This window comes from Paenibacillus sp. KACC 21273 (genome assembly GCF_028736095.1).
In the GTDB taxonomy this organism is placed as follows: Bacteria; Bacillota; Bacilli; order Paenibacillales; family Paenibacillaceae; genus Saccharibacillus; species Saccharibacillus kyungheensis.
In genome coordinates this window covers 4,184,945-4,209,912 of record NZ_CP117876.1, presented here as the reverse complement: position 1 = coordinate 4,209,912, position 24,968 = coordinate 4,184,945, and the positions used below count along the sequence as shown (strand labels likewise).

General features: G+C 39.9%; 14 protein-coding genes. 11 read left to right on the top strand and 3 right to left on the bottom strand.

What is annotated here, in order from left to right; genetic code table 11:
* The first annotated feature begins 71 nt into the window (after positions 1-71).
* The 11 genes from PQ460_RS18535 to PQ460_RS18485 all read left to right on the top strand — a co-directional run bounded on the left by PQ460_RS18535 (position 72) and on the right by PQ460_RS18485 (position 19,085).
* A complete protein-coding gene (locus tag PQ460_RS18535; RefSeq protein WP_274170707.1) occupies positions 72-1,586 on the top strand; it encodes an ABC transporter substrate-binding protein in 1,515 nt (504 codons plus the stop codon).
* 714 nt (positions 1,587-2,300) lie between these two features.
* Complete coding sequence (locus tag PQ460_RS18530; RefSeq protein WP_274170706.1) at positions 2,301-4,601, top strand: glycoside hydrolase family 3 N-terminal domain-containing protein; 2,301 nt, start codon at positions 2,301-2,303, stop codon at positions 4,599-4,601.
* Between the two features lie 79 nt (positions 4,602-4,680).
* Positions 4,681-8,205, top strand: coding sequence for an alpha-mannosidase (locus tag PQ460_RS18525; protein WP_274170705.1), 3,525 nt, complete (start codon positions 4,681-4,683; stop codon positions 8,203-8,205).
* A complete protein-coding gene (locus PQ460_RS18520; protein ID WP_274170704.1) occupies positions 8,199-9,530 on the top strand; it encodes a glycoside hydrolase family 125 protein in 1,332 nt (443 codons plus the stop codon). The genes PQ460_RS18525 and PQ460_RS18520 overlap by 7 nt, the downstream gene beginning before the upstream one ends.
* 477 nt (positions 9,531-10,007) lie before the next feature.
* Positions 10,008-13,136 (top strand): glycoside hydrolase 5 family protein, encoded by a 3,129-nt coding sequence (locus tag PQ460_RS18515; protein ID WP_274170703.1) that lies wholly within the window; start codon positions 10,008-10,010, stop codon positions 13,134-13,136.
* A gap of 191 nt (positions 13,137-13,327) precedes the next feature.
* On the top strand, positions 13,328-14,260 hold the full coding sequence (locus tag PQ460_RS18510) for an alpha/beta hydrolase (protein WP_274170702.1): 933 nt from the start codon (positions 13,328-13,330) through the stop codon (positions 14,258-14,260).
* 66 nt (positions 14,261-14,326) lie between these two features.
* The gene (locus PQ460_RS18505) at positions 14,327-14,566 is read left to right on the top strand and encodes a hypothetical protein (protein WP_273615210.1); all 240 of its coding nucleotides are present in this window, start codon (positions 14,327-14,329) and stop codon (positions 14,564-14,566) included.
* Positions 14,567-15,112: 546 nt separating this feature from the next.
* Positions 15,113-16,021: an ABC transporter permease gene (locus tag PQ460_RS18500; RefSeq protein ID WP_204825312.1), complete on the top strand. Its 909-nt coding sequence runs from the start codon at positions 15,113-15,115 to the stop codon at positions 16,019-16,021.
* Between the two features lie 16 nt (positions 16,022-16,037).
* Entirely contained in the window at positions 16,038-16,943 is a 906-nt protein-coding gene (locus PQ460_RS18495) for a carbohydrate ABC transporter permease (RefSeq protein ID WP_273615211.1), read from the top strand.
* A gap of 20 nt (positions 16,944-16,963) precedes the next feature.
* Positions 16,964-18,538 (top strand): ABC transporter substrate-binding protein, encoded by a 1,575-nt coding sequence (locus tag PQ460_RS18490; RefSeq protein ID WP_274170701.1) that lies wholly within the window; start codon positions 16,964-16,966, stop codon positions 18,536-18,538.
* Between the two features lie 157 nt (positions 18,539-18,695).
* On the top strand, positions 18,696-19,085 hold the full coding sequence (locus tag PQ460_RS18485; protein ID WP_204825309.1) for a DivIVA domain-containing protein: 390 nt from the start codon (positions 18,696-18,698) through the stop codon (positions 19,083-19,085).
* A gap of 75 nt (positions 19,086-19,160) precedes the next feature.
* Here the strand turns inward: PQ460_RS18485 and PQ460_RS18480 are convergent, their stop codons facing one another.
* The 3 genes from PQ460_RS18480 to PQ460_RS18470 form a co-directional block, all read right to left on the bottom strand.
* The gene (locus tag PQ460_RS18480) at positions 19,161-20,048 is read right to left on the bottom strand and encodes a TetR/AcrR family transcriptional regulator (protein WP_274170700.1); all 888 of its coding nucleotides are present in this window, start codon (positions 20,046-20,048) and stop codon (positions 19,161-19,163) included.
* A gap of 112 nt (positions 20,049-20,160) precedes the next feature.
* Positions 20,161-23,286, bottom strand: a complete 3,126-nt coding sequence (locus PQ460_RS18475) for an efflux RND transporter permease subunit (RefSeq protein ID WP_274170699.1) — start codon at positions 23,284-23,286, stop codon at positions 20,161-20,163.
* Complete coding sequence (locus PQ460_RS18470) at positions 23,283-24,761, bottom strand: efflux RND transporter periplasmic adaptor subunit (protein ID WP_273615215.1); 1,479 nt, start codon at positions 24,759-24,761, stop codon at positions 23,283-23,285. The genes PQ460_RS18475 and PQ460_RS18470 overlap by 4 nt, the downstream gene beginning before the upstream one ends.
* Positions 24,762-24,968: the final 207 nt, after the last annotated feature.

Genomic DNA, 24,968 nt, shown 5'->3' with positions numbered 1-24,968 from the left:
CTTTAAACAACGTGTAGACAATACTAATTTGTCGGTAAAGATGAATCATGAACGAAAAAGGGGATGGGTCTATGTTACGTAAACCAAAAGCATGGTCTTTAAGTCTAGCTGTTATTATGATGTTGTCTATTGTGTTGTCTGCATGTGGCGGTTCCAAAGAAAGTAACGGAACCACAGCCGATGGTCAGCTCGCTCCAGTCGAATTGGTCTTTTATAACTATGCAACACCGATGAAAGGTCAAGATCGAGTGATGGAGAAAGTAAACGAATACTTGAAGAAAAAAATCAATGCTACGATCAAAGTAGTTACGATGGAAGGCAGTGACTTTGAAACCAAAGTACCTGTGATGTTGGCTTCAGGTCAGCCGATGGATATCGTGTTTACTAGTTCATGGACAAATAACTACTTATCCAATGTCTCCAAGCAAGCTTTTACACCATTAACTTCATTACTTGATCAATACGGACAGGATTTGAAAAAGACAGTGCCTGATACGCTTTGGAAAGGGATGACAGTCAACAAAGAGTTGTACGCTGTACCGATCTACAAAGAAATTGGTCATCAGGTAGGCGTGTTGTTCCGTAAAGACTTGGTGGATAAATACAAATTAAATGTAGCAGGCATTCAATCATGGAAAGATATGGAGCCTATTTTAAAAACTTTGCATGAAAAAGATCCAAGTATTCTAGCATTAGATGGAACCGAAGGAATGTATCGCTCATTCCCTGTACAACATATGTCAGGTGACTGGAATTTACCAGGGATTATCAATGTAGGCGACAAGCCTTATTATGCACGTTCTGACGATAAAATTTTCAACCAATACGATACACCTGAATTTAAAGAGTTCGTAGAAACAGCATACAAATGGAATCAAGCAGGCTATACGCCTAAAGATGTCGATTACCAAAGTGAAAATGATTGGAAAGCAGGTAAAGTATTTGCCGGTTCCCTACTATACGCACCGAACTATGTATACAAACGTAGCGCTCAATTAGGCTATGAACTGGATTATCAAAATCTTGGCAAAGGTGTAGTAGAAACAAGTGATGTGCAAGGTGGAGCTTATGCAATCCCACGTTCATCCAAAAATCCAGAACGCGCGATGATGTTCTTGAACTTGTTATACACTGATCCAACTTTAGCTAACTTATTTGTACATGGAATCGAAGGACAAGATTACACCAAAGTAGACGATCAATTTATCAAACCTGCTGAAGGTGTAGACGCTGCAAATCCTGATTATGACTACGGTTATGGTTGGATGTGGGGAAATGTGAATATATTCTACTATGATCAATCGTATCCTAAAGATACATTAGAACAATTCAAAAAATTCGAAGACAACAATACCCCTGCTCCGGCACTAGGATTTAACTTTGATACTACACCGGTACAGACCGAGATTGCTGCAATCAATAATGTGATTAGCGAATACTACAAACCACTTGTCACCGGAACCGTCAATCCAGATGAATATTTACCTAAATTTATTCAGAAATTAAAAGACGCTGGTGTAGACAACATGCTCGCTGAAATGCAAACTCAATACGATACATGGAAATCCCAACAAACCGGTTCCTAATTTCCAAAAGCACCATCAGCAATTCCATATCAACACCAAAGGACGGAACCCCAATTCCGTCCTTTTCTTTTTAAACAAATCAAATAATAAACAAATTCATACAGGTATCCCACCTCAAGAACAGAAGTAATTACTATAGCCCATTTTTTTCAAAAAACTAAAACCTAAAATATCAAAAAATAATCATTCCTATTTTAAAAAATTAAAACCCTATAATCATTCCAAAAGAACCATTCTAAAACTAATCAAACCATCCATATCCAATTACTAATAAATAACTAAAAGTAAAAAAATAAAAAATCAAACTACCAATACACTAACCAATAAAAATAAAAACGTTGCACCCAAACCAAAACAATTAAAAAAATAAAACAAACCTAAAATGAACTCTAAATCAAAACATCAAACCAAAACTCATATTTCCCTATCATCACTACTATTCTATCTTTACCATGTCCCTACACTGCCCACCCAAGTTGCTAGAAATAAACGTGAGGAATTCGCACCTAGCACAGAGCGGAGGGGGAAGAGAGGCTATGAAAGAGCGAAGCGCTCGCCTTTGTAAAGAAATCCCTACCGCTAAGCGGTTTATTCAGGGATTGCTTTACAACAGCGACGATAATAGCCTCTCTTCCCCCGCAGCGGTGTCCCTAGACGTGCAGAAACTTTCCACTTTATTCCTACCCTGCAACTCCAATCGAAAGGATGATCACTATGACTAGTTATAAAAATCCAGCACTTTCTACCGAAGAACGCGTGCAAGACCTGCTTGCTCAAATGACACTGGATGAAAAAGTAGGGCAACTGATCCAATTGTTTGGCTGGCGCACTTTTACCAAAAATGAAGATGGAACAGTTACCCTGACTGAAGAATTTAAAGAAGATATTCGTCAAGGTAAAATCGGTTCCTTATATGCCACTTTACGTGCTGATCCATGGACAGAAGTCACATTGGAAACGGGCTTATCCCCAGCCGAAGGCGCTGCTGCATTAAATGATATTCAGCGATTTGTGATCGAACATTCCAGATTAGGGATTCCGCTGATGTTTGGCGAAGAATGTTCACATGGACATATGGCCATCGGTGCAACAGTCTATCCTGTTCCACTACTTGCAGCAAGCACATGGAATCCAGCTTTGTATCAACAAATGTGTGAAGCGGTAGCGATAGAAACCCGCAGTCAAGGTGGCGTGGCTACCTATTCACCGGTACTCGATATTGTGCGTGATCCACGCTGGGGAAGAACAGAAGAAACGTATGGAGAAGATCCATACCTCGCAGGAGAACTTGCCGCTGCTGCTGTGATCGGTCTACAAGGCAAAGGATTAGATTCACCGGATACAGTGATTGCCACCTTAAAACACTTTGTCGGTTATGGAGCTTCAGAAGGTGGACGCAATGCCGCACCTGTACATATGGGAATGAAAGAATTGCATGAGATCGATCTAGTTCCGTTTCGCAAAGCAATTGAAGCCGGAGCCATCTCGGTCATGACTGCGTATAACGAAATTGATGGTGTACCTTGTACATCCAGTGAATATTTATTGGATGATGTGCTTCGCCAACAGTGGGGATTTGATGGCTTTATTATTACCGATGCAAGCGCTATGAATATGCTGGTGCATGGTTACAATGTGGCAGAGACAGGAGAAAAAGCGACAGCACTGTCGCTCCAAGCAGGAATCGATCTGGAAATGTCAGGGTATATGTTTGGCAAATACCTCAAATCTGCTTTGGAGCAAGGAATTGCTCAAGAGGCTCATTTGGATCAAGCCGTCAGTCGTCTGCTGAAAGTGAAATTTCAGTTAGGATTATTTGATCAACCTTATGTCGATCCAGAACGTGCTGCTCGGGTGATCCATAGTCCAGAACATATTGAATTGGCTCGTGAAGTCGCTAGACAAGGAATTATTTTGCTCAAAAACGAAGCATCTGCATTACCATTACAACCATCATCTACTGGAAAAATAGCAGTTATTGGCCCAAATGCGAATAAACCATATAACCAATTAGGTGATTATACTTCTCCACAACCGGCTGGCAAAGTGATAACCGTGTTAGAAGGATTACGTCAAAAGTTAGGAGCGGATAGTGATCAACTACTATATGCACCGGGTTGCCGGATCAAAGACGACTCCCGCGAAGGATTTGATCTTGCTTTAGATACCGCCAAGCAAGCAGATACAGTTATTCTCGTACTCGGTGGATCAAGTGCTCGTGATTTTGGCGAAGGAACGATTGATTTGCGCACAGGTCAATCATTAGTGCATGATTCAGAGGAAAGTGATATGGAATGTGGTGAAGGGATTGACCGCTCTAATCTGAATCTGACAGGGGTACAACTCGAATTGTGTCAGCAGATTTATGCGCTTGGCAAAAAGCTGATTGTTATCTATATCAATGGACGACCTGTAGCAGAACCGTGGATTGATGAACATGCGGATGCGATTATAGAAGCATGGTATCCGGGACAAGAAGGTGGTCATGCACTGGCAGAAATTTTGTATGGAGATGTGAATCCATCCGGTCGTCTGACAATCTCTGTGCCTAGACATGTGGGACAATTGCCTGTGTATTACAATAGCAAGCGTACACGTGGTAAGCGTTATCTTGAAATGGATTTGCAACCTGCTTATGCTTTTGGACATGGGCTAAGTTATACCACATTTGCTTATGATGCACCTGTTGTTACTCCTGCGGTTATTGCACCAGATGAACATGCTCAAGTCAGTGTACAGATTACTAATACAGGAGAAGTAGCTGGATGGGAAGTCGCTCAATTGTATTTGACCGATCTGTTCGCTTCTGTCACTCGTCCGGAAAAAGAACTCAAAGGATTTCAAAAAGTCTTTTTACAACCGGGAGAGACTACAACTGTTACATTCACTTTGACACCAGAACATTTAGAATTAGTCACTTCTCAATTAGACCGTATTGTAGAGCCTGGTGATTTCCATATACAAGTAGGCAGTAATTCAGTAGAAGGTCAGGTTGTAACGTTGACTGTACGCTAGTCTGGAATAGGTTATCTGAGTATTGATATCAACATGTATTATTGTATCTCAAAACAATGATTATTCGAGGAGGCTGTATATGTACCGGATCGAACGATTTATCAAACTTTTATCTACAAAACAATGGTTGGATACGCAAGAACTGAATCAATGGACGGTAGAAGAAGCTCGTTATATTACACCTGATCATTATGAGATTTTAGTGCCACGTCAGAACAGTGATATGAGATTGAAAGAAGAGTATGGGATCACCTACTTTTTACAAACCAATATCCAGATTCCAGCTTCATGGTCAGCCCATTCTGTCGGCTTGGTTTTTAACGCAGGCGGTGGAGAAGGATTACTGAAAATCAATGGCGAGTTCTATCATGGGCTGGATAAAAATCATACATTTATTCCTTTGCGAGAGTCATATATCGGTACAGACATAATGCTTGATATTGAATTATACGATCCGATTCCTGAACCTCATGATCCGTTAAATGGACAACCCGAATATGTAGCTCCATTGAGAGGGTATCAGGCTAGTCTGGTCAGTATCAACAGTGGACTGCGTAGTCTGATGTATAGTGTACGGATATTGCTACATAGTATGCGCCGTTTGCCTGAAAATGAATTGCGCCGAATCGAAATCCAAAAAGCGTTAGAACAAACGATGCATGCTGCATATGCACTTCCGGAAGAATCATGGCAACTGGAAGAACCGTGGCAACAACTGGAAGAAATACTACGAGAACAGGTAGTCGTATTTGCTCCCGATGCATCCGAAAGTGGCTATATGTACATGATCGGACAATCGCATATTGATATCGCATGGTTATGGCCTGTGCGGGAGACTGTTCGTAAGTCCAGTCGTACATTTTCAACCATGTGTACGTTAATGGAGCAATATCCTGACTTTATTTACTCTCAGAGTCAACCGCAATTGTTTGCTTATGTGAAAGATCATTATCCAGAGCTATATGCCAAAGTGAAAGAACGAATCGCGGAAGGTCGCTGGGAATTAGTTGGAGGAATGTGGGTCGAGCCTGATCTGAATATTCCAAGTGGGGAGTCATTAGCTCGTCAGCTATTGTATGGACAGCACTTTTACCGTGAAGAATTTGGTATCACTTCTACGATCGAATGGTTACCTGATACATTTGGCTATTGTGCTTCATTGCCACAATTATTGCGTCAAGCCGGAATCGATTATTTTATGACGACCAAGCTGAATTGGAATGACACCAATATTTTCCCGTATGATCTGTTCCACTGGGTAGGCATTGATGGTACGCCGATCCTTTCTTATCTGAATCATGGTGTGAATGAATCGACTACACCTAAAGACATCGCAGAACACTGGGAATATTTCCGTCAAAAAGATATCCATCCTCAGCAGATGCTACTCTACGGACATGGAGATGGCGGCGGCGGAGTCACCCATGAGATGATTGAATATGTAGAACATGCCGACTTAATGGTGGGATTACCTCAAGCAGAATTTGGAACAGCCAAGCAGTTTTTTGAACAAACTTTGGAATCAGCAGACGAGCTACCTGTATGGCGTGGTGATCTGTATTTAGAATTACATCGCGGAACGTATACGACGCAAGCATGGAATAAACGTCATAACCGCAAAGCAGAATTACTGTATCGTGAAGCTGAAGTATGGGAACGACTCACCACGATCTATTTCAATCAAAGCAGTCTATCGAATAGTGAACCTACCGAAATATCTATAGGACAAGAAGATACATCCATATCTGAAAGTATAAAAGTACTAGCGAAACAATCTGCAGATAAGGGTTTATCAGTACATCCTGCTCTTTTTGAACAACAACAAGATGGAGCAATTACCAGACAACAATTCAAAAATGGATGGCTTGGTATTATGCTTAATCAGTTTCATGATATTGTCCCGGGTTCGGCGATTCCAGAAGTGTACGATACGTCTGAAGTCGAATATGCTCAGATTTTACAGATTGGATCAAGTGCTCTGGATCAAGCGCTTACTCCGTGGACAGCATGGATTGGACAGCAGTTAGCACAGTCTGATCAACAAGGTACAGCGTATGCTGTGTTCAATAGTCTAAGTTGGGAACGTGGAGAATGGATCGAGATTGAAGGTGGCGCCGAGCTAGCCGATGTTCATGTATATGATCAAGCAGGAACATTGTTACGCAGTGATGTGGTCTCACAAGCTACTGTTGAGCAGACTGTACCCACATCGATTCCGTCTACAACAACTGAAGTACCACAGTTATTATTTACATCAGCCAAGCCTGTTTTACCAGGACATACAACCAATACCGATCTATCTACAGCGCAAAATGCAACAAAGTTATCCACAGAAAACGAGTCTAAATTGGAAAATAAATACACTTTAAGAGTCTATATACCATCGATTCCTGCATTCGGTTATACCGTGATCTGGTTGCGTTCAGAAAGTAATCATAGTGTTGCATCTGCTAGCAGTCTGGAGACTGATAAACGATTCCAATCTCAAGTAAAAATTGGAAAAGCAGTGCCTTCAGTTTGGGAAACTCCTTTTTATCGTATTCAGTTTAGCGAGCAAGGCGAGATTGCTGCTTTGTATGATAAGCAATATGAACGCAACGTATTAAAAGAAAATCAGCATGGTAATGTATTTGGCTTTTATCATGATCGTCCGTTGCTATGGGATGCGTGGGATATTGATCCTCATTTTGCCGAGCAGATAGCTGATACAGCTGTGTGTATTTCTTCTCAGGTAATTATGAGTGGACAGACAGGAGATATATTACAATTCCGCTGGCAGATCGGACAGTCGATCATTGCCCAACATATATATCTGTATAATGACAATCGCCGAATCGATTTTAAAACAGAAATAGAGTGGAATGAAAGTCATAAGTTGCTAAAAGTATCGTTCCCTGTAGATCTGATAGCAGAGCAAGCGACATATGAGATTCCATTTGGTGCTTTGCAACGCACAATGAATACCAATACCAGTTGGGACAAAGCTCAATACGAAGTCTGTGGACATCGCTGGGCAGATATTTCAGAAGGTAATTATGGAGTAAGTCTGCTTAATGATTGTAAATATGGCTATGATATCAAAGATTGCAATATGCGTCTTTCGTTACTACGGGCGCCCAAATGGCCTGATAAAGGTGCCGATCTAGGTCATCATGAGTTCACTTATTCACTATTACCACATGGTGGAGATTGGCGTGAAGCGCACATTGTACGTGCAGCAGCAGAGCTCAATCAACCTGTATCTTATAGAATCATTGAAACCACATCCACTATGGATAAAAAAATATCGACAGTTGTAGATCATCAGCTATCTACATCGCTATTTTCCTATCATAGTGAGCATATTATTCTCGATACGATCAAGCCAGCAGAAGATGGACAAGGTACGATTATCCGTCTGTATGAATCTTCAGGTAGTCGTGGCACCGCTCGTATTCAATGGCCTGTACAGACCAATATAACAGACGATCATGCAATCACACTGGTCAATATACTGGAAGATCATGTTGGAACATTACCTGTGATAGATAATCAACTAGAACTATCATTCAAACCGTATGAGATCAAAACGTTGAAATGGAATAAGGGGGAATCATCATGCTAGAAAAGTTAGAACATGTTCAAATGTCCACATTCGAGCTGCCACAGGCAGTTCAGGATGTGCTAGCAGAAGCAGAGCAAACATTAGCTCACCGTCCCAAGTTAGCTGAACTGTTCCGCAATTGCTTTCCCAATACGTTAGAGACGACTACCAAATTGATGGATGATGGGACTACTTTTGTGATTACAGGAGATATTCCAGCGATGTGGTTGCGAGATTCAGTAGAACAGTTGATACACTATGTTCCGCTTTGTAAAGAAGATAAAGATTTGCAACGTATGATTAGCGGATTGATAAAGCGACATATGTTCTATCTGGAAATTGATCCGTACGCGAATTCTTTTAACGAAACAGCGAATGATTGGCACTGGGACCCGGCAGATGAAACAGAGATGAGTCCGTGGGTATGGGAGCGCAAGTTCGAGTTAGATTCACTTTGTTTTACGATTCGGCTAGCGTATCACTATTGGAAAACAAGCGGGAATACCGATATTTTTGATGCAGGATTTAAGCAGGGGTTGCGTACAATTTTCCAATTATGGCGAACAGAACAACGTCATATGGAAGAATCATCGTACCGTTTTACCAGACGCAATTGTCCGGCTATTGATACGATTCGGAACAAAGGATTAGGGATGCCGGTGAACTATACAGGGATGATCTGGTCAGCATTCCGTCCAAGTGATGATGCGTGCGAATTTCATTATAGTATTCCTTCCAATATGTTCGCGGTCGTGTCGTTACGCCAAATGCAAGAAATGGTGCGAGCTGTTTATCGGGATGAAGCTTTTTGCGCAGAATTAGCCGAAATGGAAGAAGAAATTCAGCATGGAATCGAATTGTATGGCATTTATCGACATCCGGTACATGGCAATATGTATGCGTATGAAACGGATGGGTTTGGCAATTACTGTCTGGTTGATGATGCAGGTACACCAAGCTTATTATCGATGCCTTATCTAGGATATTGTGATGTGAACGATCCGATGTATCTGAATACACGCAAATTTATTTTAAGTACTGAAAATCCGTATTATTTTGAAGGGAAAGCGGCTAAAGGAATGGGTAGTCCTCATACACCAGCAGGGTATATCTGGCATATGGGATTGTCGATGCAAGGATTAACAGCCAACAATGATGCTGAAATGTTAGAGATGATCCATCTATTAGAAAGTACGGATGCCAATACAGGTTATATGCACGAAGGATTCCATTCAGACGATCCAACTGTTTTTACCCGTCCGTGGTTTGCATGGTCGAATAGCTTATTTTCACAATTGATCTATAAAGCGATGCAAAAAGGTTTACTGACAAATTCATTATCTTAAAACATATTAAAAAGTTGAATAAAGTTGAAATTAATTATTTCAAAAATTACTTAATGCGTAACTTAATAAAATCAGTTATAGTAAAAGAAAGTTATAGTAAAAGAATATAACAACACTTAGCTATAACTAACCAATCTTTATCATGTATGCATGTTCAACTAAAGTTATCTGTAAAAGGCTTCCCTTTACTCACCCTCATTACGAACAAAATGATTTAGAAATGAGGATGCAAGAGCATAGAGCGAAGGGAATATGATTGTTCTGAAAGAGTTACAAGCTTTCGTAAACAAGGTACTTCGGAAGCATAGACTACGATCGCCTTTGGACATGAATCTTTACTGCAAAGCAGTGATACATAGGATTCATGTCCAACAGCGGCGACAAGAACATTCATCTTCTCATAGCGGTCTAACTCCAAGTGTCCGAAACTTTCCAATCCAGTTGTATTCCAATCCAATGTATATGAAGGAGATTGTTATGACTCTAATTTCTAAGCTCCATACTGTTATTTTTTATGATCCTGCTTTTCCATTTGATGGGCAACGTCCGAATGAGCAACAACTGACTCATTTACAAAAACAAGGTACGGTTGTTAATGCGAACGAACTTGCTAAAGCGCTTACGCAAGCAGATTTGTTTATTCATCTGCATGGCAGTTATTTTCCCAAACAAGCATGGACAGCTATTCATAATCATTTGAATGACAGTAAAGGGTTTGTACATATGGGCGGTATTCCTTTCCGCAATCCTGTAAATGAAACCGCAGATGGATGGCAAGCTGAACATGAACAAACAGCGTATCATCAAATTTTGAATATAAATGAAGTGTTGCCTGTAGAAGTAACACCGATTGATCATTATAAAGCAAGTACAGATTTTCCGTTATTTGCAGGACAAGAATCTTTATTTGAGCGTCAGAGCACATGGGGATTCGCACTTCATGTAACCAAAGCCAACGATCATCCTGCACAGGGTGGATCTAGTGGACCGATGGATGCTCATATTTATCCACTGCTCAAAGGAATCTCCAAAGACGGACGTGAAGTAGCTGCGCCTGCTATTTTGCTCGAAAATACAAAAGGCGCTTATGCAGGTGGACGCTGGATATTTGTCAATCAACTAGCAGGAGCTTCGTTCTGGGAAAAAGGAGTAGAAGCTATTTCTAAGTGGGGAGAATTCGCTGCTAAAGGCGTGACAGAAATCTGGGTAAAGCCTAACTATGCCAGTTATGAACCAGGAGAACGTCCAACACTAACGATTCAATTACAATCTTTACAACGTCATTCTACAAGTGCAGATATTAGTGGAGAATGGACATTTAAGCTACAAGTGGCTAAAGAAGATCAGGATTTATCCGGTCAATTTACAGATGTCTGGGCAAAAGAATTCAATATCTCATCTTCGCGTGAACTGGATATTGTACGCTTGCCTGTTGAGATCACAATTGAAGCTGGATATTACCGTCTGGAAGGAACGATCACGTCTCCGTCTGATGAGATTCGTAATATTCATCAAGGATTCTGGGGATTTGATGCAGACTTTTTGGCAACAGGGGAAATGTTAACAGCCGATCGTGATTATTTCCGCAAAGAAGGTCGCCCATTACCTATTGTGGGCATGACATATATGACTTCAGATGTAGCGCGTAAATTTTTATTTTTACCGAATGCGGCGGTCTGGGATAAAGATATGGCACAGATGAAGCATGCAGGGATTAACTATCTGCGCACAGGCGTATGGAGCGCTTGGCGTCATGTGATGTTTGTCGATGGTCATCCGTATGAAGAAGTGATGCGTGCGATCGATGCGTTTATTTTGACAAGTAAAAAGCATGGTCATGAACTGACATTTAACTTTTTTGCATTTACACCGGAAGCCTGGGAAGGGGTTAACCCGTATCTTGATCCACGTAGTGTAGAAGCGCAGAAGCGTTTTATTTCAGCAATTGTGACCCGTCATCGTCACACATCTAATATCCATTGGGATCTGATCAATGAACCATCGATGTTCAATCCAGATATTCCATTTTCAGGTCCACAACCGGTATACGATGAATTTGAGATTGCCGCTTACAAAGAATGGGTCGAAAAGCGTTATGATAGCGATATTACTAAAGTGCAAGAGCGCTGGAATATGACACCGGAAGAATTACCAAACTTTGATGCAGTATATCCAGTTCATGTGAATGATATTAGCTACAATCCTACATCGATTCATCCGAAAAAAGGTACTCGTTGGCTGGATTATAATCTGTTTACGATGGATATGCATAACCGCTGGGCGACGGATCTTACCCGTATGATCCAAAGTATTCAGCCCAAGCAATTAGTTACTGTTGGACAAGATGAAGGTCTAGCCGGACAACGACCATCGCCATTGCTGTATGCAGAGACAGTCGATTATACAACGGTACATTCATGGTGGGAAATGGACGATCTGGTGTGGGACGGCATTTTCACCAAGACACCGCAAAAGCCGAATCTGATTCAAGAAACAGGCATTATGTATATTGAGACACCGGAAGGTAAAGCCAAACGTAGCGAAAATGAATTGAAATATATTTTAGAACGCAAATATGCGTATGCTTTTTCAACAGGCGGAGCAGGGGCTGTACAGTGGATCTGGAATATTAATTTCTATATGCACAATGTCAATGAATCTCATATCGGAGCAGTGCGAGCCGATGGCACAGAAAAACCAGAAGCCGATGTATCTTATGATTTTGGACGCTTTATGGCGGCGACTCGTGATCTATTTGAAAATCGTCAATTGGAAGAAGTGGCTGTTGTTTTCCCTTATTCTAATGATCTGTCTAATCGTAAATTCGCTCATGATGCGACTACCAAATTGATTCGTACTTTATCTTATGAATTAAATGTACATGCACGTGCTTTTGGCGAATATCATTTACATGAATTAACGACAGGTGATGTACCCAAATTAATTATCGTATCCAGTCCTCATAACTTCCAGAGCGCAGCGCTCCAACAACTGTTAGATTATGTAGAAGAGTATGGCAGTACTTTACTATTTACAGGTCCACTAGCATTGGATGAATACTGGCAACATACCGATCGCCTTAGTGAAGTGACTGAGAGCGCTCCTTTATCTAATGTACGCCGCGAAGAAGCGTTGCAGTTAGGTGAAGAGATTTTACCTGTATCGTTCAGTCGTAAGCGTATTGCTGAATTGGTCAAACAAGCACCGTTAACAGGTATTTCTCAAGTGAAAAATGTTAATATCGGTAAAGGTAAAATCATTTGGAGTCCATTGCCGATAGAATTAAGCGATCGTACAGAAACACAGATTGCCCTCTACGAATATGCATTAGCTGAAGCAGACGTATCGTCTGAATTGGAATGGATACAAGGTGATGAATTATCTGGAGTGTATGGACGCAAATTATCTTTCGAAAAAGGCAATCTGTATATCTTTGTATCTGAATACGGAGCTAATGCTCAGATTCAAGTGAAAGATCCGATCAGCGCCAAAATCTATAATTTCCTATTGGATGCAGAACGTACGGTGATGTTTGCCACTGATATTGAAGGGACGATTACTACGATCTATCGCCCGGAAGAAGTTAATATTGATGTGACGAAATAAGCTATAGGAATCATCAACAAGGATAATGATGATATCGATTGCAAAGAGGTTACCTGTAAAGGTAATCTCTTTTTGTATATAGTATATGTCAATAGCTTCGTATAACACGAAGTTGGATAAACATTATACAATGCTTTATAATTAAATAATGATATACATATGTATCAAATTAGAATTAAAGGAATGAATTTATGAAAAAGGTATTTAAGTTTATGCTCAAAGCTGTCGCAGTGATTGTGTTGTTAATTGTTATTTTTCTAGCGACAGTCTATGTTGTTAACGTAGTAGCTAGCAAGTCAGAACAAAGCAAAATTCAACCATACGGACAATCTGTTGTGGTCGATGGGAAAAACATGAATGTTATGATTCAAGGAGAAGGCAAGCAAACGATTGTGTTATTGCCAGGCTTCGGTACAGCATCGCCAGCACTTGATTTCAAACCATTAATCGAACAACTATCTCCACATTACAAAGTGGTCGTTGTGGAACCATTCGGTTATGGATTAAGTGATGTCACCGACAAACCGCGTACGGTAGACAATATTACGAACGAGATTCATGAAGCATTGCAACAATTGAAAATCAATAAATACATTCTGATGGGTCACTCGATTTCAGGCATCTATGGATTAGATTATGTCAATAAATATCCTAATGAAGTGACTGCTTTTGCCGGAATTGATTCTAGTTTCCCTACGCAGCCGACAGAAGTGATGGATACCGAATCGGTAAGTTTATTGCAAAAATCAGGCTTTTACCGTTTATTAGTCAAATTGAATCCGTCTCAGATCATGACACCGGATGTCGATGACAATACCAAACAACAAATTAAAATGATCACGCTCAAAAACTTGATGAATCCTGATATTGTCAGCGAAGCACAGTTATTACCTACAAATTTCAAAGCGGTACAAGGCTTACAATTCCCTAAAAACTTGCCTGTTATTTTCTTTCTAGTCCAAAATGATCCTGATATTAAAAACTGGACAACTCAACATGAAGAACAGATCAAAAATTCAGTACATGGCAAAGTGGTTCTATTAGACGGTACTCATTATCTGCATTACACTCAATCCAAAGCTATCGCAGATGATTTGCAAAGTTTTATGAACAGCATAAAGTAACAATTTGAAAGTGGTTCTAAATTATAATCTGCTAAGGAAGTAGATTATAAGACATGATGAATTATTTTGAATAAAAGAGCTACAGGAACTATATTTTTATCATTAGGATTAATCATTATCATCGAGCAACAAAGTTTACGTTTTATAGTGGTAACCGCAATGACTTTTCATAGTAATGGCATGTCTAATACAGCTATACAAGAGATGCTAACTTGGACGCTTACACCATACAACTTAGCTATACCTATCATTTTTGTGATCATAGGTATAGGTTATCTACTCTGGTCAGAGTTAAATAAAGAATAAAGAATAAAGAATAAAGAAAAAGGATGCTATTTACTACAAATAGTATCCTTTTTCTTTACCTCAAACTTTCAACCCCATGCTGTGTCCATTTCCAAACATACTACATTTACTTTCATATCATTATTATGCTTAACTTTATTCAAAAGTTTTTAAATTAATCGTCTCCCAAATATGATCCTAGCACAGAGCGGAGATAAAGGAATTGCCCGATAGAAGCGAAGCGTTCGCCTTTAAGATTTGGATATCGACCGTTAAGCGGTCAAATCAAGATATCCAAGTCTTACCAGCGATCGACAGGGTAATCCTTTATCGGAGCGGTCTATCGCTACGACATTTCTATTTCTTGTTATCTTCAATTTCATTAAATATGTAACTATAACTGACATAGTGAAGTTGCTCTTGATCCCACAATTCTATTTTGATAACGCTTACCTAAAAAAAGTACACATAACCTAAAGAACTTAGCGTAGTTTCCTTACCGTCTCTTGCTCATAATAAAAGTATAAGCATATAAGAGAGATACCGGAGAGAAAGGGGACTTCAATCATGACCTTTTTGTATGAATTGCGTAAAAACAAAGTTCTTTTTTTGATGGCATTACCTGCATTAATTTTGCTAGTTTTGTTTAACTACTTGCCGATGTTCGGAGTCATCCTTGCTTTCAAAAATTATAATTTCTACGATGGGATTCTAGGCAGTCCATGGATTGGATTCAAAAACTTTGAATATTTGTTCAAAGGCGATGCCTGGCTGATTACCCGTAATACATTGTTATATAACTTCGTTTTTATTATTTTCGGACTGATTCTCGCAGTCGCCCTAGCGATTGTACTCGATGAGATTCGTAACCGATTCCTTTCCAAAACCTATCAGACGATCCTCATTATGCCTTACTTTTTATCATGGACGATTGTAGCCTTGATCTTTTACGCTTTTCTTAGCGCAGACAAAGGTATTATCAATCAAGCACTCACCTACATGGGGATGCACCCGATTAATTTCTATTCCGAGACGACATACTGGCCGTACATTTTGATCTTCGTTTTTTTCTGGAAAAGTGTAGGGTACAGCAGTATTATCTATCTTGCTTCGATCACAGGTATTTCACCGGAGTATTATGAAGCCGCTACGATTGATGGCGCTAGTAAATGGCAACAAATTCGCTTTATCACCATTCCTTGTCTAAAGCCTATCATTATTATTATGACCATTCTAAGTATCGGTAAAATTTTCTACGCTGACTTTGGACTATTCTATCAGGTGACATATAACTCGGGCGCTCTGTACCCTGTTACACAGGTTATTGATACGTATGTCTACAACGGTCTAACTTCGATGGGGAACTACGGTATGACGGCAGCAGCAGGCTTATATCAATCGTTTGTCGGATTCGTACTTGTGATTATTACCAACTGGATCGTCAAAAAAATGGACAAAGACAGCGCGCTGTTCTAGAAAAGGGGGAATTTCGATGGAGCAAACATCTAGTAAATTCAATCAGCTTCCAAAAAGTTGGAATCTTGTATTTAACCTGATTTTGATTGTGCTGTGTGTAGTCTGTATTATTCCAATTATTCTGGTTTATGCGATCTCATTCACCAGTGAAGCTAGCTTATCGGCAAAAGGTTATCAGTTTTTACCATCTGAATGGAGTCTGGATGCGTACCGTTATGTGTTCCGCAACGGAGATCAGATTCTACAATCAGCATATGTTACGATCGGAGTTACCGCTATTGGAACATTATTCAGCTTACTGGTCACTGCGTTATTCTCGTATGTATTGTCACGACGTGATTTTCGTTATCGTAATGTGATGGCATTTTTCTTATTTTTCACAATGTTATTTAACGGTGGGTTGGTTCCATCTTATATTGTAAATACAAATGTACTACATCTAGCAGATACGTTTTGGATTTTGATTTTACCGTATTCACTGAGTGCTTTTAATGTTATTATTTTGAGAACGTTTATGCAGCAGTCTATCGAAACAGCGATTTTAGAAGCGGCAAGGATAGATGGCGCAGGAGAGTGGTATATTTTTGCCCGTATCGTACTGCCATTGTCCAAGCCAGGTCTCGCTACAGTTGGTTTGTTCACTTTAGTGACGTATTGGAACGATTGGTTTCTTGGACAACTGTATATCACCAATCCCAAATTAGTCAGCCTACAATACATGTTAATGAAATTGCAGTCTAATATTGATTTTGTGACCAGTAACGCGACTTCAGCCACCAACAATATGCTGATGGCACAGATTCCAGCAGAAGGCGCACGAATGGCTATTCTGGTCATTGTGTTAACACCGATTCTTTGTGCATACCCGTTTTTCCAGAAGTACTTTGTTAAAGGATTAACGATTGGTGGTATCAAAGGCTAACACAAGGTAAGGAGGATTTTATGAATCATTCCAGATACAGGTATCACCGAATTATTTTGATTCTGGTGGTATCTGTATTGTTGTTTATTGGAGCAGGTTGTCAGAAGCAGGGTAAGCCAGATATCACTTTATATTCAGCGACTTCACAATCATCACAGACAGGGCAAGAGGTCACGCAAAGCAATCTTCCACCTGCGGAACTGGTATTTTACAATTATGCGAATCCAATGCCAGATCAAGCCAAAGTGATGGACGAAGTGAATAAATATCTAAAGCGCAAAATCAATGCCACGATTCGAATTATTACATTAAATCCAACCGAATTTGAAGCGAAAATACCGGCTATTCTAGCTTCCGGTCAGCCAGCCGATCTAGTATTCACCAGCTCTTGGACAAATAATTATTTGGCCAATGTGTCTAAAGGAGCTTTTTTGCCGCTGGATCATTTGTTAAAGGAATATGGTGTAGGTATGCAAAAATCGATTCCGTCTATTTTGTGGAAAGGGATGCTGGTTGATAATCAGACGTATGCTGTACCTCTTAACAAAGAAATCGGACATCAATACGGTATACTGATGCGCAAAGACATTGTAGATAAATACCATTTGAAGATCAATCATATTCGAACATGGCAAGATATAGAGCCATTCTTGCAGATCGTTCATCAACATGAACCTCAATTACGACCGCTTGATACACCTGAAATGTTGTACCGCTCTATTCCAATGAATCATATTGCAGGAGATTGGTATTTGCCAGGTGCGATCAATATCGGAGAATCGCCTGCTTTTAAGCGTGATGATACGAACGTATTCAATCAGTATGCTACCCCCGAATTTAAACATTTTGTAGAAACGATGTATCGCTGGAATCAAGCAGGCTATTTGCCAAAAGATCCGATGTATGATGCGGAAAATGATTGGAAAACAGGTCAAATATTCGCAGGAGCCCTATCTTATGCACCTAACTATGTATATGAGCGTAGCAGTCAATTGGGTTATGATCTGGATTATGTTAATATCGGGCAGGGTGTGATTGAGACAGGCGATGTACAAAGTGGCGCCTTTGCCATTCCTCGATCTTCTGAGCAGCCTGAACGTGCGATGATGTTTTTGGAATTGTTATACACTGATCCGTATCTTGCTAATTTATTGAAGCATGGTATTGAAGGAGTTCATTATGTCAAAGTAGACGATAAGCATATTGAGCCTGCTCCTGGAATCGATCCGCTGAATCCCAAGTATGATTATGGATATGGTTGGATGTGGGGCAATATTTTTATTTCTTATTTTGATAAATCGTATCCTCAAGATACGTATGAACAATACGAAGCATTTAATAGTGGCAATATTCCAGCACCAGCACTCGGATTTAATATGAATATTGCGCCGGTATCTACAGAAGTAGCAGCAATTAATAATGTACTGGCAGAGTATTATCGTCCGCTTATCAATGGAACTGTTAATCCGCAAAAAGTACTGCCTGTTTTTTTGCAAAAATTACAATCAGCAGGCGTCGAACGCTTAATAGCAGAAGAGCAAAAACAACTGGATTTGTGGAGAGCAGCACAATCGTCAACATCATCTATGCCCTGATGTTATAACGTATCTTCTGACAAGTTCGATATCATCTGTATCCTCAGGCGAAATATCTTTGAGCAGATTGTTTTCCCCTATGCTATGTTTATGGTACATTTATAAAAAAGAACTGTATGTGAGTATAAGTTCTTACGGGAATAGGGGGATCATCATCATGGCTGTAGATGAGAATTATCAGCGTAAGCTAGAAGATCAAAAGCGTTTATTTAAACAGTTGGGGATTAAGTTCGATGCACTTACGATTCATGAAAAAGATTTTGCGACCAAAATGCGTGGCTATTCTCAAGAAGAAGTCGACTTTTTTCTAGATGATGTTATTTTAGATTATGAGCGTTTTTACAAAGTCATTACAGACTTGCTTGATAAATATAATGAACTTCAACGTCGTCAGACGTATGAAAGTGAGCGAGCTTCTGCACGTATGAAAGAGGTTGAAGATTCAGTAGATCGCAGTATTGTAACCGATGCTATTGGAACACTGGAGAGAACGATTGATCAGCTCAAAGTTCGCTTGCGTGATAGTGATAACAAAAAAATGATCTAACACATTACTAAAATATAAAACAAAAAGCTGCTTTCTGTCATCATAACAGGAAGCAGCTTTTTGGTATCCATACGATTAGATATCCAGTACAGATTGCAAAAGAGTACATTTTTCTACAAGCGAAGATTCTTGCGAAAGAAAAGAGAACATCGCTTTGAGCATTCCTTTTCGTTGATGAGTACTTAATATTTCTTGTTCTAGCTCGTGTAGAACCTGACGATAATCTTCTTTTTGCTCATCAGAGACTTGCAGATGATGCAGTAATCTTTTGAGGTCTAGCAGGGCATCATGAATAATAATCCCTTTAAAAACAGGGCTTTCTTTAATATGTTCAGGATCTACTTTAAGCTGCTTCCAATCCCAGATCGGTACATAATCATATTTTATCATGCCTTTGATCCATATATCGATTGTATTCCCCAGAAGGGCAGCAAATTCTTCATCTGTAGTATTCGGTTTGAGACCCATCATCGGTAAAATCAAGTACTGCATCATCATGCCACGAATCATAAAAATAACATCATAAGCAAAAGGTTCAACCTGTTCACCATAGATATCTACCAGACAATCGGTAGTCCATTTGCTTAGTTTGAATTCTACAATCAAAAAAGCTTCGATTAGCTTTTCGCTATGAAATAAACTTTTATCATGCATCGACATCATCATCGTATGGAATTTGGTATCTAACGAATTTTGTAAATAAATACGGACAAATTCAGCAATTTTTTGCTCGGAAGCTAGCTGAGTATCAGAATACATGATACGAATCGCATCATCGATTTTGCGTCCATGCATCATTACGGTAGCCACTAGCACATCTTCTTTACTTTGAAAAAATTTATAAAAAGAAGCTTTGGCTATTCCGCTTTCCTTCGCAATCTCATCTACGGAAGTAGCTGTATACCCTTTTACGGAAAAGAGTTGAAGTGCTACTTCAATAATTTCATCTTCTTTGTTTTTCAAGTGCACATCTCCTTTACCGCTACGTCATCACGTCATTATAAAATAAGAACAGGCTCTTTGAAAAGAAGCCTGTTCTTATCCAGTACACATTCATATCTACAGAATAATTCGATTACACTTTTTTACTTAAATTCAACTTTTCACGACGTTGTTGCTTGCGTTCTAATTTACGGGCTGCTTTTTTATCTTTCCGTCTAGCAACAACCATGTATAAGGAAGGCACTACAAACAATGTCAAAATCGTCGAGAATACAAGACCGAAAATAATAGTAACCCCAAGCGGTCGGAACAATAGTTCACCGACAGTAGCGATAGGAATCATACCCACAATCGCTGTCAACGAGGTAAGAAGAATAGGGCGGAAACGAGCAGATGCCGCAGAGATAATAGCATCGGTTAGTTCCATACCTTCATGCCTTGCATCTTCTATAAATTCGATCAATACGATACCGTTCCTTACAACAATTCCGGCGAGTGCTATAATCCCCATGACTGACATAAATCCGATTGGTGTACGAGTAATAAATAATCCTAATATACCGCCCGCAGCCGCTAGATAGACTGTAGTCATAATAATCATCGGAATCGAAAGCGAGTAGAACTGAATCATAATTAAGATAATGATCAGGAAGATAACGACTACAAACAGTTGCCCCAAATCAGTAAAGGTATCTGTTTGACTGGACGTTGCTCCACCGACATCCCATGTGTATCCTTCAGGGAAATTAATTTGTTGTATTTTAGGTTCTAATTCCTGCATAACTTCTGTAGCTGTACGTCCATTCGCATCTGCCTCAATCGTATTCACTCGTGTTAAGTTGTAACGATCGATTTGTTGAATCGCAAATGATGGTTTCATTTCAACCACTTGTGATAATGGAATCTGAGTTCCAGCAGAGTTAGTAATACTGACTTGTTGGAATAGTGCTGTTGGACTAGCGTTTGTAGAATCTTTCATATAAAGCTTGATATCGATCAGGTCTTCACCGTTATCAAAGTCACCTACACTAATACCGCTACCCATCATCAATAGTGTACGTGTTAAGTTCTCATAACTCACTTTATATTGATCCATCGCTTGTTTATTAACGACAAAGTTCAAAGCATAATTTTCGACACCGATACTATCAGTAATACCATATGTTCCTGGTGTATCAGCAATCGCAAGTTTCACTTTATCTGTCAAACTACGAATTTCTTCTAGATCATCACCTAGAATACGGATCGATACTGCTTTACCTACAGAGACACCCAAATCTGTAGCTTTTACAGAGATACTGATACCTGGATAATCTTTTTTAAGTTGATCAGACCACTGTTCTGACGCTGTAGCTACATCGAGCTTATGTTCTTCACCGGTGACTAGAATCTGTCCAGTCGTTACACCACCGCCACCTAGACTAAGGTTGGTAAATAACTGAGGTGCACCGCCACCAGAAGCATAAGCTATATTTTCAACACCTGGCTGTTTTTTGACCCATTTCGCAACGCCTTGTACGACTTCATCTGTTTTCTGTAAAGAAGTACCTGTAGGCAACGATACATTGATCGTTAACTGAGGATCAGATGAACTTGGGAATAGCTCGATTGGTGTAAAAGCAGCTAACCCGTAAGCAAGTGTACTCACAATAAGTCCTGTTAAAGCGACAATTAATGGACGTTTTAACACTTTAGGCATTAATTTTTTAGCATAGCCATTCGTTAACGATTGGATTTGTTTACCTAATAGTCCAGCAGGTTTTTCTGTGCCATGTGTTTTACCTTGTTCATTACGACGCTCTTCATACCATTCACGGAAAATAGGAATGATCGTTAATGCCATAATCATCGAAGCTAACATACATAACGAGATAATGGTTGGAATCGGACGAATAAATGATCCCATATCGCCTTCAAGCAACATTAATGGAGCAAAAGCTGCGATTGTTGCTAATGTAGCAGTAATAATAGAGATCGATACTTCTTTGGTACCGTTTATAGCTGCATCGGTTGGGCTTTCTTTGAGTACGGTTAATCGTCGTTCAATGTTATCATTCACAACAACCGCATCATCGACCAGTATCCCCAGTACGATAATCAATCCTACAATCGTAATCTGATTCAGCGATATTCCCAGAGTAGGCAAAAGGATCAGACCGAGTGCGATTGAGACTGGAATAGCCAAAGCTACAAAAGAAGCTGTTAACCAGTTCAATCCAAGCATACAGATAATAATAACCGCCAAAATCGCAATTAACATTTCACGAATCAAATCATTGAAAATACGATCCACTTCATTTTTTTGAGCAAACAGGGAAGTAATCTTGATGTTAGCAGGCAATGTTTTTTCAAGTGAAGACATTTTTTCTGCTACACGCTCATGCATTGTAGGTACATCAGAACCTGTTTCACTACTGATATCGAGTGAAATTGCAGGTACACCGTTGTAATATCCTAAGTACGTTTCTTTATCCGTTACCAATTGCACATTAGCTATGTCTTTAACATAAACAGGAATACCGGCTTCTGTTTGAAAAACAACAATATTTTTGAGGGAATCTACATTATGAGATTCATCAACAGTTAATTGATAAGTACGTGATTGGTAGGCAATATCACCTGTAGGTACGCGGTTATTTTCAGACTGGATCGCTTGCATAACCGATTCCCACGAAATATTGTACTGTTTTAACTTCGCCATATCAGCGTCTACTCGAACTTGCTGATCCGGGATACCTTTAATCGCTACATCGGTAATACCCGGTACAGAGCGAAGTTGGTCACGCCATGTATTCATAAGATCACTTAAAGCATAAATATCTTCTTTGGTTTTGCCATATACAGCAAATGATTGAACAAATGTCTGTGTTAAATTGTCATTAACGACAGGCGTGTTAGCATCAGAAGGAAGTTCGCCTTCAGCATCTTGCACTTTACGGCGTAACTCACTCCATGTGTCTTTAGCGTTTGCTGAGGGAAGAGCTTGAATCACGATACTGGATACTCCGTTACTGGAAGTAGAAGAGATCGTATCCAGATTGGTAACTTCTTTAATCTTCTGCTCTAACACTTTGGTGACCGTTTGTTCCATTAACTCTGGAGTTGCACCAGGATAAGTAGTGGTAACTGTTGCTGTTTTTACAACGATATCTGGCATTAATTGTTTAGGCAACTGCAATGCACTTACGATACCGAAAAGGATAAGCATGATAAAGAAGACAAGCGTAATTTTACGCTTTTTGACGATATATTTGATCATTTAGTGGTCGCCTCACTTACTGTAAGGGCATCTCCATTAAATAAACGGTCGGCTCCTTGAGTCACCACCTGATCGCCTACTTTTAAGCCTTTAGTAATCTGATAACGATTGTCGTATAGATTACCAATTTCAACAGGGGTTTGGACAGCTTTACCATTTACATTTTTGAATACATACGGTTCAGAGCCTGTACTTACAACCGCTTCTACAGGAATGGCGATTCCTTTTAATGAAGCAGCTTGACGAGAAGCTTTGACAACCTGACCTGGTTTCCAATCTAATTTAGGGTTATCAATCGTTACTTCTGCATTGATAGAACCTGTATTTTCATTGGTGGCAGGATAAAGCTTTGTGACTTTGCCTGTACGTGCTTCATCATAAAGGTTTAAGCTAACTTGTTGTCCAACTTTCCACTTACTGATTTCACTATCTGCAATAGGAAGCAACACTTTAAGTTTATTAATTTCACCCAGTGTAAACATAGCTGTACCCGCAGTTACCGTTTGTCCATTAGAAATCGTTTTTTCTAATACGACACCGGATACAGGAGCAGCAAGTCCTACTCTAGATAAATTCAATTGAGCGGTTTCTTTAGCAATAACAGCTTGTTCGTAACTTGCTTGTGCCTGGCTAATACCTGCATTCGCTTGTTCGATACCTGCATTTGCTTGCTCAATTCCTGAGTTGGCTTGTTCTACACTAGCAACAGCACTTTGACGACCAACTTCAGCTTCTTTAACCGTAGAAGCAGCTGCTGCACGATCTGATGCGCTTGCTCCTTCTAATAGAAGAGAAAGTTGTTCTTTGGCATCATTCAGACTGTCTTGCGCTGTAGCAAGAGTCGTTTGAGCTTGTTCATTTTCTTGTTGCGTTAATAGACCATTTTGAAATAGTGTTTTGGCACGATCAGCTGCTGTTTTGGCTTGATTGTAAGCAGTTTGTGCTTTGTTCACTGCATTTTGTGATTGTGCTTTTTCTTGTGTACGAGCTCCAGCGGCTACGCCTTGCTCACGAACTTTCGCACTTTGAATTTGTGCATCCGCAGATGCGATACCTGCTTGAGCTGCTTGTTTGGCGGCTTGCGCATTGCTAAGAGAAGCTTGTGCGCTGGTAAGAGAAGCTTGTGCGTTGCTGAGGGATGCTTGAGCTGCGGCAACACTTTGGTTGGCATTGTCGAGATCAAGTTGTAAATCTGCGCTATCTAGTTGGGCTAAACTTTTCCCTTTTGTAACCTGATCTCCAATATCGGCATTCACTGAAGTGACTGTTCCACCGATTTTAAAAGAAACAGGGGTTTCATCATATGCTTGTAGGGTGCCTGATAAGTCATAGACCGCATCTAATGTTACTTCTTTGACGGCTGTGACTTCGACACTACTACTTGCCGGCTCCACTGCAGCTTTCTCTGTTGAACATGCTGTCAAACTAACAGCTAACAGAATTGCTGTAAAGGCCGTTGGCCAGCTTTTTTTCATAGTTACAGTATCCTCCTCTGAACTCACCAGTTTAATTTATACTCTATAGTTCATGGCTGAATTATAGATTGTTTTTACGGTGCTTGTCAATTGTATCAAACTAAATTTGAACCGACCTCAACCTCTGGATGTAGATTTGGATAAGATAAATTAAATCTAAAAGTGGATGCTTCATTTATGCAGAATAAGATTGTGAATATTGTGTGA

Coding starts and splice junctions, on each gene's coding strand:
- PQ460_RS18530 (WP_274170706.1), top strand. CDS start 2,301: ATGACTAGTTATAAAAATCCAGCACTTTCTACCGAAGAACGCGTGCAA.
- PQ460_RS18525 (WP_274170705.1), top strand. CDS start 4,681: ATGTACCGGATCGAACGATTTATCAAACTTTTATCTACAAAACAATGG.
- PQ460_RS18510 (WP_274170702.1), top strand. CDS start 13,328: ATGAAAAAGGTATTTAAGTTTATGCTCAAAGCTGTCGCAGTGATTGTG.
- PQ460_RS18470 (WP_273615215.1), bottom strand. CDS start 24,761: ATGAAAAAAAGCTGGCCAACGGCCTTTACAGCAATTCTGTTAGCTGTT.
- PQ460_RS18490 (WP_274170701.1), top strand. CDS start 16,964: ATGAATCATTCCAGATACAGGTATCACCGAATTATTTTGATTCTGGTG.
- PQ460_RS18500 (WP_204825312.1), top strand. CDS start 15,113: ATGACCTTTTTGTATGAATTGCGTAAAAACAAAGTTCTTTTTTTGATG.
- PQ460_RS18475 (WP_274170699.1), bottom strand. CDS start 23,286: ATGATCAAATATATCGTCAAAAAGCGTAAAATTACGCTTGTCTTCTTT.
- PQ460_RS18520 (WP_274170704.1), top strand. CDS start 8,199: ATGCTAGAAAAGTTAGAACATGTTCAAATGTCCACATTCGAGCTGCCA.
- PQ460_RS18515 (WP_274170703.1), top strand. CDS start 10,008: ATGACTCTAATTTCTAAGCTCCATACTGTTATTTTTTATGATCCTGCT.
- PQ460_RS18485 (WP_204825309.1), top strand. CDS start 18,696: ATGGCTGTAGATGAGAATTATCAGCGTAAGCTAGAAGATCAAAAGCGT.
- PQ460_RS18495 (WP_273615211.1), top strand. CDS start 16,038: ATGGAGCAAACATCTAGTAAATTCAATCAGCTTCCAAAAAGTTGGAAT.
- PQ460_RS18535 (WP_274170707.1), top strand. CDS start 72: ATGTTACGTAAACCAAAAGCATGGTCTTTAAGTCTAGCTGTTATTATG.